The organism is Bradyrhizobium sp. 2S1, assembly GCF_011516625.5.
GTDB lineage: Bacteria > Pseudomonadota > Alphaproteobacteria > Rhizobiales > Xanthobacteraceae > Bradyrhizobium > Bradyrhizobium septentrionale.
Genome location: NZ_CP147717.1, coordinates 8,228,776 through 8,242,264, shown reverse-complemented (window position 1 = coordinate 8,242,264; position 13,489 = coordinate 8,228,776). Strand labels below are relative to the sequence as shown.

11 protein-coding genes and 2 pseudogenes are annotated in these 13,489 nt (G+C 62.9%); 7 read left to right on the top strand and 6 right to left on the bottom strand.

The genetic code is table 11. From position 1 onward, the window contains the following. Nucleotides 1-21: 21 nt before the first annotated feature. Together lptG and lptF are read right to left on the bottom strand one after the other, a co-directional pair. Entirely contained in the window at nt 22-1,119 is a 1,098-nt protein-coding gene (lptG, locus tag HAP54_RS38945) for an LPS export ABC transporter permease LptG (protein ID WP_029082294.1), read from the bottom strand. Continuing rightward, complete coding sequence (lptF, locus tag HAP54_RS38940; protein WP_166296191.1) at nt 1,116-2,282, bottom strand: LPS export ABC transporter permease LptF; 1,167 nt, start codon at nt 2,280-2,282, stop codon at nt 1,116-1,118. Before lptF ends, lptG begins: the two co-directional genes overlap by 4 nt. Before the next feature lie 358 nt (nt 2,283-2,640). Here lptF and HAP54_RS38935 point away from each other — a divergent pair, with 358 nt between their 5' ends. The 4 genes from HAP54_RS38935 to HAP54_RS38920 all read left to right on the top strand — a co-directional run bounded on the left by HAP54_RS38935 (nt 2,641) and on the right by HAP54_RS38920 (nt 6,676). Then, nucleotides 2,641-4,140: a leucyl aminopeptidase gene (locus HAP54_RS38935; protein WP_166296188.1), complete on the top strand. Its 1,500-nt coding sequence runs from the start codon at nt 2,641-2,643 to the stop codon at nt 4,138-4,140. A gap of 15 nt (nt 4,141-4,155) precedes the next feature. Continuing rightward, nucleotides 4,156-4,608 (top strand): DNA polymerase III subunit chi, encoded by a 453-nt coding sequence (locus HAP54_RS38930; RefSeq protein ID WP_166204542.1) that lies wholly within the window; start codon nt 4,156-4,158, stop codon nt 4,606-4,608. A gap of 169 nt (nt 4,609-4,777) precedes the next feature. Then, a complete protein-coding gene (locus HAP54_RS38925; RefSeq protein ID WP_166306848.1) occupies nt 4,778-5,284 on the top strand; it encodes a hypothetical protein in 507 nt (168 codons plus the stop codon). A gap of 57 nt (nt 5,285-5,341) precedes the next feature. Beyond that, nucleotides 5,342-6,676, top strand: coding sequence for an IS1182 family transposase (locus HAP54_RS38920; protein ID WP_166296156.1), 1,335 nt, complete (start codon nt 5,342-5,344; stop codon nt 6,674-6,676). Between the two features lie 92 nt (nt 6,677-6,768). On the opposite strand, the pseudogene HAP54_RS38915 reads toward HAP54_RS38920, so the two are convergent. The 3 genes and pseudogenes from HAP54_RS38915 to HAP54_RS38905 form a co-directional block, all read right to left on the bottom strand. Beyond that, nucleotides 6,769-8,114 (bottom strand): annotated as a pseudogene (locus tag HAP54_RS38915) (IS701 family transposase). A 61-nt stretch (nt 8,115-8,175) separates the two neighbouring features. Beyond that, nucleotides 8,176-8,343 (bottom strand): annotated as a pseudogene (locus HAP54_RS38910) (IS5/IS1182 family transposase); the annotation flags it as partial. A gap of 711 nt (nt 8,344-9,054) precedes the next feature. Then, nucleotides 9,055-10,917 carry an ABC-F family ATP-binding cassette domain-containing protein gene (locus tag HAP54_RS38905; protein ID WP_166296185.1) on the bottom strand — a complete coding sequence of 621 codons (1,863 nt, stop codon included), beginning with the start codon at nt 10,915-10,917 and terminating at the stop codon, nt 9,055-9,057. Between the two features lie 123 nt (nt 10,918-11,040). On the opposite strand from HAP54_RS38905, the gene HAP54_RS38900 reads away from it, so the two are divergent. Continuing rightward, the gene (locus HAP54_RS38900) at nt 11,041-11,268 is read left to right on the top strand and encodes a hypothetical protein (protein ID WP_339156799.1); all 228 of its coding nucleotides are present in this window, start codon (nt 11,041-11,043) and stop codon (nt 11,266-11,268) included. Between the two features lie 155 nt (nt 11,269-11,423). On the opposite strand, the gene HAP54_RS38895 is transcribed toward HAP54_RS38900, so the two are convergent. After that, complete coding sequence (locus HAP54_RS38895; RefSeq protein WP_166296182.1) at nt 11,424-11,687, bottom strand: sulfur globule protein precursor; 264 nt, start codon at nt 11,685-11,687, stop codon at nt 11,424-11,426. A 344-nt stretch (nt 11,688-12,031) separates the two neighbouring features. Between HAP54_RS38895 and ndk the strand changes: the two genes are divergently transcribed. Further along, a complete protein-coding gene (gene ndk / locus HAP54_RS38890) occupies nt 12,032-12,454 on the top strand; it encodes a nucleoside-diphosphate kinase (RefSeq protein ID WP_166296180.1) in 423 nt (140 codons plus the stop codon). A gap of 110 nt (nt 12,455-12,564) precedes the next feature. Continuing rightward, nucleotides 12,565-13,404 (top strand): TerC family protein, encoded by an 840-nt coding sequence (locus HAP54_RS38885; RefSeq protein WP_166296177.1) that lies wholly within the window; start codon nt 12,565-12,567, stop codon nt 13,402-13,404. Nucleotides 13,405-13,489: the final 85 nt, after the last annotated feature.

Below are 13,489 nucleotides of genomic sequence, written 5' to 3'. Positions count from 1 at the left end.
GGCGGGCGGCGACGGTAGCCACTACCCGTCCTCCTGGTACAGCAAGGCTAAGAAGCCGGTGAGGCTACCCACAACGACAGGTAACCACGCCGCAGCGATGGGATGCATCAACTCAGCCTTGCTCAAATCTTCAGTTACTTTCGACAGAACGTAGAGCAGAAAGCCTGCGCCCACGCCACTCAAAACCATCTTCTGCACGCCGCCCATCCGGAAGAAACGAAGGCTCACAGAAGCCGCCAACATCACCATCGCAGCCAGCAAAAATGGCTGCGCGATGAGCTTTTGATACTGCAAGCGATAGCCCGCCGTCGCGAACCCTGAACTCTCCGACGAACGGATGTAGGTCGGCAGTTGCCAAAAGGACACAGTTTCGGGGGTCGAGAAACTGTTGCGCACCTGTGCCGGAGTAAGAGTGGTGGTCAGGTAGAAGGTGTCCTGGTCCTGCGGAGGCTTGTCGAGGGTGTATCTGCGTACGCCCTTGAACACCCAGCGCCCCTCTTCGAGCGCCGCTTCGCGAGCTTCGATTCGCTCCTTGAACTGCAGCGCAGTGTCGAATCGAAACACGGTGAGGCCGGTCAGCCGGACGCCCTGCTGCTCGCTGCGGGCGGCATTGATGATCGCCTGACCCTCGTCGTTGATCTGGTTCAGCCAGAAGCCGGCCGCATCCTGGATGCCGCCGCCCGGCGCCGAGCCGAACAGCTCGGCTTCCATCCGCTTGGAGAGCTCGCGCAGATTGGCCGATACCGGATTGTAGGCCGTGGTCGCGAAGACGCCGAGCACGATCGCACTGACCAGCGCCGGCGAGATGAACTGCCAGGCCGAGACGCCGGCGGCGCGCGCCACCACGAGCTCGAGCCGCCGCGACAAAGCGAGATAGCAGGTCATCGCGCCGATCAGCACGCAGAACGGCATCAGCTTCTCGAGCAGTTGCGGCACGCGAAACAGCGAGGTCTCCGCGACCGTGATCGCGGAGGCCCCGACGAGGCCCGAGGTCTTGCGGACCATCTCGATATAATCGACCAGCACGAGCAGCACGAAGATGCCCGCGAACACGCCCACCGCCGCGACGACGAAGCGGCCGGCGAAGTAACGCCCGAGCGTGTTTGTCACTATGCTCATGCGGTTGCCGGCCTCCGGAAGAGGCGCGCAATGCGCTCGTTGTTCCTGTTGATCGCTTCCATCAGCGCGGCCGGCGGCTCGACGACCACACCGCCGACGATCATCCAGATGCCGATGCCGATGCCGCCGAACAGCATCAGATACTGCACGAGTGCCGCCAGCGGCGTCTTCACCGCCACGACCGAGCAGGCGAATCCGACCATGCGCAGCCCGAACACCGCGAACACCGAGCCGCCGATCGAGAAATTGCGGCTTTGGCGCGTGGTGCGCGGCGCGCCGAGGAAGGCAAAGGTGAGGGCAGCGAATGCGAACGGATAGATCGGCGCCATGAAGCGATCATGCAGCTCGGCGAAGAACTGGCCCGACAGCTGTTGATAGGTCTGATCGTTCTCGTCGGGCCACATCAGTTCCCAGAGGTAACGTTCGCGAATCCCGAGCGTGACGTCGCGGCCCTGGGAGAATTTCGACATGTCGAAGGCGTAGCGCTGAAACACCACCAGCGTCGGATCGCGCTTGCCGACTTCGAATCGCTCGAGATTGCCGTCCTCCAGCACGAGATACGAGCCGCTCTCGTTCTTCAGCACGGTGCCGTGGTCGGCAACGATGGTGACGCGCTGCTGCGGATCGCGGCGGTCGTCGACGAAGACGCCGCCGAGCACGCCGCCGGGCAGGCGCTCGCGGATCCGAATCGTCAGATTCTGGTCGAGTTGGGCGAAGCGGCCGGGCTGCAGGATGTTGGTCAGCACGTCGGCGGTGATCTCGGCATCCCACTGCTTGATTCGGCGCATGCCGTCGGGGGCGAGATAGGCGCCGATGAAGGCAACCAGCGCCGCGACCACGCAGGTGGCAAAGAAGAACGGCCGGAACAGCCGGAACGGCGAGAAGCCCGCCGCGTTCATCACGATGATTTCGGAATCGGTCGCGAGCTTGTTCAGCGTGTGGGAGATCGCGATCATCAGCGCGATCGGGGCGATGATCAGGACCAGGGCCGGGATCACGAGACCGGTGATGCCGAGGAAGGTCAGGATGGTCTGACCCTGGCTCGTCATCAGGTCGATGCCGCGCAACGCCTGCGTAATCCAGATCACGCCGGTGAGGCTGACCAGGACAAGCGCAAACGACGCCAGCGTCGTTTTGAAGATGTACTTGTCGATCGACCCCATCGCTACCGCACGACCCCCACGACCCCCTTCGCACGCCAAAACGCACGGCTTTCGACCAATCCCGTCAACCCGGGTTCCCCTTTGGTCGAGCCGCGGATCCGTCCGGCTCACACTCTGACTACCATCCCTTTGATCCATCAACAAAATGGCCGAGCCAAGGCACGCTTAATTTATGGTTAATTATTCGCTTTTGTGACCTTCCGGCCACGCCGGCGCTTGGCAGCAGCGCGGCCGACAGGCCATAGTGTGTCACCAGCCCGGTCCGGGGCATTCCGGACCGCTATCGCAATGCTCACCCCGCGTGCCGGAAGGACCGTCTCAGGTCCGAGCAACACCCTGAGTTCTGGAGGATTTTCCTATGTCCGACGCCGTCAAGGTCGGCTTTGTCCCATTCTCCGCGTCTGCTCGCGGCATGCTGGTGGTCTTTTGCGACGAGCAGTTGAAGCTGGGAGCCGCCACCCGGAAGGCGCTGGGAGCTGCCGCCGAGACGGTGAAGCGGGCCGCGGCCGCCAACCAGTTCAAGGGCAAGAGCGGGGCAACGCTCGACATCCTGGCTCCAGAGGGAATCAAGATCGAGCGGCTGATCGTGATCGGCACCGGCAAGCCGGCCGACCTCAAGGAGAAGGATTTTCTCAAATTCGGCGGTGTGGCGACCGGCAAGCTCAACGCCGGCAGCGCTGCGATGACCGTCTTCGCCGAACTGCCCGATGCCGCGATGGCGGCTGGCCAGGCGGCGGCGATCGCCACCGGCATCCGCCTGCGCGCCTACAAGTTCGACCGCTACAAGACCAGGAAGAAGGACGAGGACGGCGCCGTGCGGGCCTATGTCTCGATCGCGGTCGACGATGTTGCTGCCGCCAAGAAGGCCTTCGCACCCGAAGCCTCCATTGTCGACGGCGTGAACCTGGCGCGTGAGCTCGTCAACGAGCCGCCGAACGTACTGTACCCCGAAGAGTTCGCGCGTCGCGCGAGCCAGCTTCGCAAGCTCGGCGTCAGTGTCGAGGTGCTCGACGTCAAGGCGATGACCAAGCTCGGCATGGGCGCGCTGCTCGGCGTCGCGCAGGGATCGTCGCGGCCCGGCCGCACCGTAATCATGCGCTGGAACGGCGGCAAGAAGAGCGAGGCGCCGGTCGCGTTCGTCGGCAAGGGCGTCTGCTTCGACACCGGCGGCATCTCCATCAAGTCGGCCGGCGGCATGGAGGATATGAAGGGTGACATGGGCGGCGCAGCCTGCGTGGTCGGGCTGATGCACGCCCTCGCGGCGCGCAAGGCCCGCGTCAATGCGGTCGGCGCCATCGGCCTCGTCGAGAACATGCCCGACGGCAACGCGCAGCGTCCCGGCGACATCGTCACCTCGATGTCGGGCCAGACCATCGAAATCATCAACACCGACGCCGAGGGCCGCCTCGTGCTCGCCGACGTGCTCTGGTACGTCGCCAGGAAGTTCAAGCCGAAATTCATGGTCGATCTCGCAACGCTGACCGGCGCGATCATGGTCGCGCTCGGCACCGACCACGCCGGCATGTTCTCCAACAACGACGAACTCGCCGAGCGCCTGGCCAAGGTCGGTATCGAGACCGGCGAGAAAGTGTGGCGCATGCCGCTCGGTCCCGAATACGACAAGCAGATCGACTCGCAATTCGCCGACATGAAGAACACCGGCGGACGCAATGGCGGCTCGATCACGGCCGCGCAATTCCTGCAGCGTTTCGTCGACGGTACGCCGTGGGCCCATCTCGACATCGCCGGCACCGCGATGGGGGCGCCGAAGACCGAGATCAATCAGAGCTGGGGGTCGGGTTATGGCGTCCGGCTGCTCGAGCGGCTGGTCTCCGAGTATTATGAGGCCAGGAAATAAAGTGTCAGCCGCCGCATGACCGAGGTTCTGTTCTACCATCTGCAGAACATGACGCTGGAAAGCGTGCTGCCGCCGCTGCTCGAGAAGTCGCTCGAGCGCGGCTGGCGCGTGGTCGTGCAATCGACGTCGCAGGAGCGCGCCGAGACGCTCGACGCGCATCTGTGGACCTACAGCGACGATTCATTTCTGCCGCACGCGACCTCGCGCGTCGCCGACGCGCAGGACCAGCCGATCATCCTGTCGATCGAGGAGGGCAACCCGAACCGGGCCAATGTCCGTTTCCTGGTCGACAATGCGGCGCTCCCGGCCGACTGCGACAGCTACGAGCGGGTGGTGCTCGTGTTCAACGGTGATGACCCCGACGCGCTGGCTTCGGCCAGGGAAAGCTGGACCGCTTGCAAAGCGCGCGGCTTCGAGGTCACCTATTGGCAGACCGATGAGCGGGGGCGCTGGCAACGCCGCCAATAGCGATATCAACCAATTAATGATAATTCGAGGTTTCCTTCGGGGTTTCCTGGGGCGGGTCACGGTCATGCCGCAAAGTGATGTTCGGACAAGCCCTTAGGTAAAGGGGTCAGGAGCCTTGTCGATCGTGCGAGACGGAACATTCAGTCGGAAGTCGCTGCTGGCCTTGCTGGTGCTTGCGCCGGGTCTTGCCGGCTGCTCGAGCGCATCCGACATTTTTTCGCGCGACGCGGACTGGTTTTCGCGTCCCGGACGGGTGTTCATCCGCAACATCTCGATCGAATCGCCGCCGCTGACGCCCGACAAGCCGGTGACCAACGACGATCTCGTCACTGCTGACGGAGGCTGTCCGGGCATGGCGCCGCCTGCCGGAGCCGCCGGTGCGAACGCGCTGGCCGACGGTGCTGCAGCGGCACCGCCGCCGCAGCCGTCGGGCGGCAGCGTCGCGCTGGGTCACACCGAATGCGACGTCGTGCGTGGCATCGGTGCCCCCGACAGTGTGAACTTGTCGAGCGGGCCGGGCGGCGAGCGCGTCGCCGTCGTGACCTGGTCGCGCGGCGCGCGCGCCGGTATCTATACGTTCAACTCAGGGCGTCTGACGTCGGTCGAGCGTGGCCCGGATCCCGCGCCGGAGCCGAAGGCAGTCAAGCCGAAGAAGAAAAAGACCGCGCACGGCTAGGAGCTTGTCTGGATAGTCGCTGTTCAAATCTGGTCGGGTCTGATTCAACATTGGGCGATGAGCAAGTATTTTCGGCCTTGGAACATCGATCAGACGCTGCTTCTGCCGCCGAATGTGCAGGACTTCGTGCCGAAAGGCCATGTCTCGCGGTTTATGGTTGATCTGGTGCGGGAGAGCCTCGATCTCAGGGAGATCATGGGCAGCTATGTGAGCGGGCTTGGGCAGCCGCCGTTTGATCCGCGGATGATGGTGGCGCTGCTGCTGCATAGCTATGCGAGTGGGCTGTATTCGTCGCGTCGGATTGCCAAGGCCTGCCGGGAGCGGAACGATTTTGTGATGATCGTGGCGCTGGATGCGCCGGATTTTCGGACGATCAGCGACTTTCGCAAGCGACATTTGAAGGCGCTCGGCGCGCTATTCGTGCAGGTTCTGAAGTTGTGCGAGACGGCCGGGCTGGTCAAGCTCGGTCATGTCGCGCTGGATGGTACGAAGATCAAGGCGAACGCGTCGAAACACAAGGCGATGAGTTATGAGCGCATGAAGAAGCGCGAGGCGGAATTGAAGGCCGAGGTCGCTCGCATGCTGGCGGCCGCCGAGGCGGCGGATGCCTCGGAGGATGAGACTTTCGGCAACAGCGACGAACTGCCGGACTGGACCGTCGACAAGCAGAAACGGCTGGCGAAGATCCAGCAAGCGATGGCGGCGCTGGAAGCGGACGCCAAACTGGCGGCGGAGGAAGAGCGCCGCATCGAGGCCGAAAAGGAACAGCAGCGCCAGGCCGAAGGCCGCAAGAAGCCGGGCAAACCGGCGGCGCTGCCATCGGAGGAACCCAATCCCAAGGCGCAACGCAACTTCACCGATCCGGAAAGCCGCATCATGAAGTCGAAGGATGGCTTCGTTCAGGCCTATAATGCCCAGGCGGCCGTCGATGCACATGCCCAGATCATTGTCGCGCAAGAACTGACCCAGCACGGCCTCGATCAGGGCCAGTTGGTGCCCCTGATCGAGGCCATCGAGAGCAATCTTGGCCGCAAGCCGCGGCAGGCCTCAGCGGATTCCGGCTACTGCAGCGAAGCCAATCTCGAAGCGCTCGACACACGCAGCATCGATGGCTATGTCGCGCCCGGACGCGCCAAGCACCCGACAGTAGCGAACGGAAAAGTCGGCGGCCCGCTGACACAGGCCATGCGAAAGAAGATCGACGATGGCGGCTTCGAAACACCCTACCGATTGCGAAAGCAAGTGGTGGAGCCGGTGTTCGGGCAGATCAAACAGGCAAGAGGCTTCCGCCAGTTCCTGTTGCGGGGCATCGAGAAAGTGCGCGCCGAGTGGACAATGATCTGCACCGTCCATAACCTCCTCAAGCTGTTCAACCTCGCAAACGCAGCCTGAGCCTGCTACTCTACAACAAATGCCCGTCACGAAAACATATCTGGACGGGCTCCTAGCACTACTTTGGCAGAATGTGTTTGCGCCACTGTTTTTCAAGGATTTGTTTTCGGCAGTATGGACACCTTTGAGACGGTGACCGAAGGATGAGATTGACGATAGCGTGACGTACGGCGGGCATGGTTGGCTGAGGCGGAGGTCCGTTGATTCTTTTTTTTCCGCCCCGCGTGTGCGAGGCGACGATGTTGTAGGAAGGCGTAGGCAATCATTGTCATCAGGGCGTGGCGATGAAGACCCTGCCATGATCGCCCTTCGAAGTGATCAAGTCCAAGCTCTTCCTTCAACTGCTGATGCGCCTGTTCACAAATCCATCTTGCCTTAATGGTGGCGGCCAGTGTGCGCAGATCCGTCGCCGCAGGGAGGTTGGCGAGATAGTATTTCTTCTCCCCCGAGGCGCGTTGCTCGCCGATGAGCCAAGCTTCGTCGCCCGGGAGATGCTGCTGACCCTTATCCCAAATCCGCTGCGGAGGGCCGTCGGCGGTGCGGACACGGAGAGCAGCAAATCGGGCTTTCAGCCGACCTTTCGTCCCGCTGCGCCAACTCAGGGTTTTCCATTTCGCGCTGGCCAACATTTGTTCTGCCGCAATCGATAAGATATCTGGTGGTGCTTTCGTGGTTTCCCGCGGACTTTGGTAACCGGCCAAATGAGCTGGACATTAACCGGGTACACCTTGAGGTGCCGCGGGATGCCGACAGCCCAGGCCAGCCCGCGTTCTGTTAGCCCTTGTCGAAACGGTGCGCTGAGCCCGTATCCTGCATCCGCCAGCACACATCCAAAACGCACGTTGGCTGCCATCGCGCGGTCAATCTCCGCCAAAGCAATTTCCGGCTTGGACCGTGCCGTTCGGTGTTCGACCGGCACGCGAGCGCGCTTTAGACGAGACACGTTGCTCGTCCAGATCTCGGGCAGAAAGAGACGCAGCGCGACCATTACCGGCACTTCGCCGCGCGCGAGTGTCAGCGACACCAGCGTTTGGCAATTTGCCGTTTTGCCAAGGGAGGACGCATATTGAGGCGCGACGCCAACCGAGCGTTCGCCCTTCTTCGGCATTGCCGTGTCGTCAATAACGAGCACCGCATCCTTGCCGCCGACAAGCCGGTCGGCTTGGTTTAACAGTTCAGATTCCAGCGGTGTCGCGCTCCAGACACCATCGGCGATGAAATGGTGCAGCTGATCGTAGTTGCCCGATGCAACGCGTTCCGCCATCGGCTGAACGCTCTTGCGATCGCCGGGACCGATCAATCCCGCAACGTACAGCGGACACATCCGCTGTCGGGTCTTATGACCCAACCGATCCAGAAAAGGCTTCAGCCAGCGTTCGAGTTCGTCTTCCCATTCCGCCATGGTCAGCCCTCCAAGAGCCGACCACCCATGAATCATTGAAAAATCGATTCGGGAATCCTAATCAAACGCCCGAATCTAACAATCTGCCAAAGTAGTGCTAGGGCGCGGACTCAATAAGGCGCAGCCATAGCCTGATTGACGCGACTTGAACGAAGGCTAGATGGTTGGCGGCAAGCCTATCGTAGCGCGTCGCCACCCGACGGCATTGTTTGATCCTGTTGAAGAACAGGTCGACGTGGTTGCGAGCGTGGTAGACAGAAGCGGACATTAACCAACCGACAAACTCAGCCGAAATCGTCGAGAATGACCCGTAGCGGACACCCACGCGTTGCCGAGATAGTAGTTCGTCGCCACGTTACGTTGCAACGCGCAACTGATCGCGGTATTTGACTTCTTCTGGACTGTCTGTGGGCAAGAAGGCTCGTCTTGGGTTAGCTGAGATGAACACCGCAATTGAGGGCGCCATCTTCCTCGGAGTGATGGCGGTGTTGTTCCTGCCGGTTTCGATAAGCTTATTTGGTCGTGGCATCGCTTCGCAGTTGGGCTGTTTTTGCACGACCGTAGCCGGGTGCTTCGCTCACTTCACTTGGACAACACTATTGCTTTGGCTCACTGCTTGGCTATTTGCTGGCGTCTGCCTTTGGAACGCTGCAGCTGCGCGACGTGCCAAGCGCATCGAAGATGCAATCCAGTCAGGCACACCTCGCGCTCTTCTTCCGCCGCTGCCCGCTATCAAGCCGCGGAAGCAATACCCAGCCATAGAACGTGGGGCACGGATAGCCGCGCATTTATGATTTTGGAGCGCGATATTGGCGCTCACGGTTTTTTTTGTATTCATAAAGCCCGACTTTTGACGCCTCGCAACACTCCTTCACAAAGTCGGCTATTGGCCCATCGCGACATTTGCTGCGGTTGTACAAAGGCGGCCGGTATCGCAGCAAAGCGGACATCGCGAATAATTGATTGAGTACGTGTCCTAGTTCGCGGCCTCGTCAAGTGCGGCGCTGGCTTCCAGCCACTCTTCCTCGGCGCGCTGCAAAGCGCTTTCGGCGCCGGCGCGCGCCTTGGTCAGCTGTGCGGCCTGCTTGGGATCGCGCGTGAAAATATCGGGCAGCGCCAGCGCGGTATCGATCTTGGCAATGATGCCGTTGATGCGCTCGATCTCGGCCTCGGCCTGCGCGATCCGTTGCCTCGGCGAAGAGCGCTTGTCATTGCGGTTGCGTTCGGGCCTCGCCGGCTCCTTGACGCGCTCACGTGATGCCGGCCGGCCGTCATTGGCCGACAGTATCATGCGGCGGTAGTCGTCGAGATCTCCGTCATAGGCGGTGACGGTCTGATTGGCCACGACCCACAATCGGTCGGCGCAGGCCTCGATCAGGTACCGATCGTGCGAGACCATCATCACGGCGCCGGGGAAGTCGTTGATCGCCTCCGCCAGCGCGGCGCGGCTATCGATATCGAGATGGTTGGTCGGCTCGTCCAGGATGATCATGTTCGGGCCGTAGAACGTCGCAAGCCCAAGCAGCAGCCGCGCCTTCTCGCCGCCCGACAGGCTCCTCACCAGCGTGTCGCCGGCCTTGCCTGAGAAACCGATCGCGCCGACGCGGCCGCGCACCTTGCTCTCCGGCGCTTCGGGCATCAGCTTGCGGATGTGATCATAGGGCGAGCCGTCGAGATTGAGCTCGTCGACCTGATGCTGGGCGAAATAGCCGACCGACAGCTTGTCTGCCTTGGTGATTCTCCCCGAGAACGGCGCGAGCTTGCCCGCCAGCAGCTTGACCAGCGTCGACTTGCCGTTGCCGTTGGAGCCGAGCAGCGCGATGCGGTCATCGGTGTCGACGCGCAGCGTCACGCGGTTGAGCACCGGCTTGCCGGGCTCGTAGCCGACCGAGACGTCATCGACCGCAATGATCGGCGGCGACAGCAGCTTCTCCGGCGCCGGAAACGAGATCTCGCGAACATCCTGGGTCACCAGCGCGGTGATCGGCTTCATCCGCTCCAGCATCTTGACGCGCGACTGCGCCTGCCGCGCCTTGGAGGCCTTGGCCTTGAAGCGGTCGACGAAATCCTGCAGGCGCTTGCGCTCGTCGGCCTGCCGCTTGGCGTGCTTTGCGTCGAGCAATTCGCGCGAGGCGCGCTGCTCCTCGAACGAGGAATAGGTGCCCTTGTAGAGCGTCAGCTTGCCGCGATCGAGGTGCAGGATCTGATCGACCGAGGTGTCCAGCAGATCGCGGTCGTGGCTGATCACGATCACGGTGCGCGGATAGGTGGCGAGGTGGTTCTCCAGCCACAACGTGCCTTCGAGATCGAGATAGTTGGTCGGTTCGTCCAGCAGCAGCAGATCGGGCGCGGAGAACAGCGTCGCCGCCAGCGCCACGCGCATGCGCCAGCCACCGGAAAATTCCGCGCATGGCCGTGCCTGGTCGGCGGTCGAGAAGCCGAGGCCGGAGAGGATCGCCGCGGCGCGGGCGGGAGCCGAATGGGCGTCGATGTCGACCAGCCGAGTCTGGATATCGGCAATCCGATGCGGATCGTGCGCAGTCTCCGCCTCGCGCAGCAGCGCGTCGCGTTCGAGATCGGCCTTCAGCACGACATTGATCAGGCTTTCGGGGCCGTCGGGCGCCTCTTGCGCGAGGCTGCCGATCCGCCAGCGCGGCGGCAGCGCGATGCTGCCGCTCTCGACCGGAAGGTCACCGCGGATGGCATGAAACAGCGTCGACTTGCCGACGCCGTTGCGGCCGACAAATCCGACCCGCGCGCCGGGCACAATTTGCACAGAACTGTGATCAATCAACAGCCGTCCGGCGATCCGGACCGAGATGTCAGTGATGGAGAGCATGCAGCGTTGTCACCGGACGCGCTGCCAAACGCAACCCATCTGTTCGTAAAATCTCTTCGTAAAGTCTCTTGGGGGAGCTGTTGGAAAAGCGCAACTGGGCTGCTGGACAGCCCCCAACATCTAATGCTGATCGTTTTCCCGTCGACGCATCTCGTCGAGCAATCGCTGCAGGCGGGACGAAAGCGCCGGCTCCGGCCGGATATTCTGCTGAAGCCGTTCGCCCACGGCATCGCAGATGTAACGGCAGGTCTTGTGATCGATCTGATCGGGATCGTTGTCGATCTGGGTCATTGTCATGGCACGTCTTTCGGCGAGTTCCACCTCGCGTGTTCGAGTAAATCCTTGTCATGACAAGTCGCGACCCCGAATTTGGTTTCCCGCCCCCTTGCTCTCGCCTGGAAGTAGTGCGGCCCGTCACAGGGCGGCGGGTTCCCGTAGACGTGAAAAAAGCCCCGGCGCAGGGCCGGGGCGAGGCAAGTCAGGGAGCATAGGGGAAGTCGGTCAGATCAGTAGCAGCGGTTGACCAGGCGCCAGCGCGGTCCCCAAGGCGTCGGCACCACGCGGCGGACATAGCAGCCGCCACCGTAGCCATAACCACCGTAGTAGGCGGGACCTCCGACGATGACGCGCGGTCCGCCCCACCAGCCGTGGTGCCATCCACCGTGCCCGCCGCCATGCCAACCACCCCAGGCGGAAGCGGAGGTCGGGGCGAGCGCCGCGGCACCGAGCGAAACCGCGGCGACTGCGGCAAGCGAAATTTTGCGTAACATGATCGTCTCCTCGAGGTATGGGCGCGTGATGCGCCCGCGGTGACATCGTTTCCCGAGACGTCCTGTGAGGCTTGCGGGTGGGCCGGCAAGGCGTCCGATCGATGGAGAGCCTAGCGGGGTGAGCTGAACGACAGCGGCACGACGCTGACAGAATGGGTTCACCTAGGTGAAATCGCGGTAAGTCGGCCGAACCTGCGTCCGCCCGGGGACCGCCCAGATGACGGTTTTCGTTGCGAAAATGCGTCAAAACTAAAGGCTAACGCGTCACAGGGTCGCTTGCCGTCACCCCATCGCGCCGATATAAGCCCCGGCAACTCCCAGCCACCGTTTACAAGGACGAAATCATGGCGATTGAACGCACCTTTTCGATCATCAAGCCCGACGCCACCGAGCGCAACCTGACCGGCGCGGTCAATGCGGTGATCGAAAAGGCGGGCCTGCGGGTCGTGGCGCAGAAGCGCATCCGCATGACCCGAGGCCAGGCCGAGACCTTCTACGCCGTTCACAAGGCGCGCCCGTTCTTCGGCGAGCTGGTCGACTTCATGACCTCGGGCCCGGTGGTGGTTCAGGTGCTGGAAGGCGAGGGCGCGATCCCCAGATATCGCGACGTGATGGGCGCGACCGATCCGTCGAAGGCCGCCGAGGGCACCATCCGCAAGCTCTATGCGAAGTCGATCGGCGAGAATTCGGTGCATGGTTCGGATGCGCCGGAGACCGCGGTGATCGAGATCGCGCAATTCTTTGCCGGCAACGAGATCGTCGGCTAACGCCGTCCAACTGAAGGGGCACGGTCCTCTGACGGGACCGTGTCGAACTAAACTGGGGAGCGGCGGACGACCGCCGCCAGGGGCGGCCGCAAGGCCGAATAGGACTCGCTGTGGATTGGCTGTGGCAGATCTTTGATCCCGCGTACATCGGCGCGTTCTTCACCCAGTTCAAGAACGAGATGGCGACGCCGACCTTCTGGGTCGCCGTCGGCAAGATCATCTGGATCAACGTTCTGCTGTCGGGCGACAACGCGCTCGTGATCGCGCTCGCCTGCCGCGGGCTCGCGCCGCGCCAGCGCCTTTGGGGCATGATTCTCGGCGCCGCCGCGGCGGTGCTGCTGCGCGTCATCTTCACCGGCATCGTCGCCAGCCTGATGGAGCTTCCATATCTGAAGCTGGTCGGCGGACTGGCGCTGATCGTGATCGCCGCCAAGCTCTTGGTGCCGGAGCAGGAGGACGAGGACAGCGTGCATGCGGCCTCGCATCTGTGGGCCGCGGTTCAGATCGTTGTCGTCGCCGACATCGTGATGAGCCTCGACAATGTGATCGCGGTGGCCGCCGCCGCCAACGGCAGCGTTCCGCTGCTGGTGCTCGGACTTGCGATCAGCGTTCCCCTGATCGTGGCCGGCGCGGCGCTGATCATGGCGCTGCTCAACAAGCTGCCGGTCCTGGTCTGGGCCGGTGCCGCGCTGCTCGGCTGGATCGCGGGCGACGTCATCGCGACCGATCCGGCGGTGCATCCGAAGCTGGATGCGCTGTTCGCCGGATCGCTCGGCGCCAAGCTCGATTCCTGGCTGGCCGCAGTCGGGATGTCGCCGCAATTCGGCCATGGCGGCAACGGCGGCGAGATCACGCTCGCGGTGCTCGGCATCGTCGTTGTGCTGGTTGCGGGATCGCTCTGGCGCCGCCACGCGGTCCGGAAGGCCAAGCACGCCGCCAAGGCGGCGTGACGGGGCAGAGGCCCAAGAGCGATCGCTTAGTCCGGTCCTCGACGTCGCCCGGTACAAGGCCGCTGGGTGTTAGACTCCCCGCGGA

Coding starts and splice junctions, on each gene's coding strand:
- HAP54_RS38930 (WP_166204542.1), top strand. CDS start 4,156: ATGACCGAGGTTCTGTTCTACCATCTGCAGAACATGACGCTGGAAAGC.
- lptG (WP_029082294.1), bottom strand. CDS start 1,119: ATGAGCATAGTGACAAACACGCTCGGGCGTTACTTCGCCGGCCGCTTC.
- HAP54_RS38905 (WP_166296185.1), bottom strand. CDS start 10,917: ATGCTCTCCATCACTGACATCTCGGTCCGGATCGCCGGACGGCTGTTG.
- lptF (WP_166296191.1), bottom strand. CDS start 2,282: ATGGGGTCGATCGACAAGTACATCTTCAAAACGACGCTGGCGTCGTTT.
- HAP54_RS38920 (WP_166296156.1), top strand. CDS start 5,342: ATGAGCAAGTATTTTCGGCCTTGGAACATCGATCAGACGCTGCTTCTG.
- ndk (WP_166296180.1), top strand. CDS start 12,032: ATGGCGATTGAACGCACCTTTTCGATCATCAAGCCCGACGCCACCGAG.
- HAP54_RS38935 (WP_166296188.1), top strand. CDS start 2,641: ATGTCCGACGCCGTCAAGGTCGGCTTTGTCCCATTCTCCGCGTCTGCT.
- HAP54_RS38895 (WP_166296182.1), bottom strand. CDS start 11,687: ATGTTACGCAAAATTTCGCTTGCCGCAGTCGCCGCGGTTTCGCTCGGT.
- HAP54_RS38900 (WP_339156799.1), top strand. CDS start 11,041: ATGCTGATCGTTTTCCCGTCGACGCATCTCGTCGAGCAATCGCTGCAG.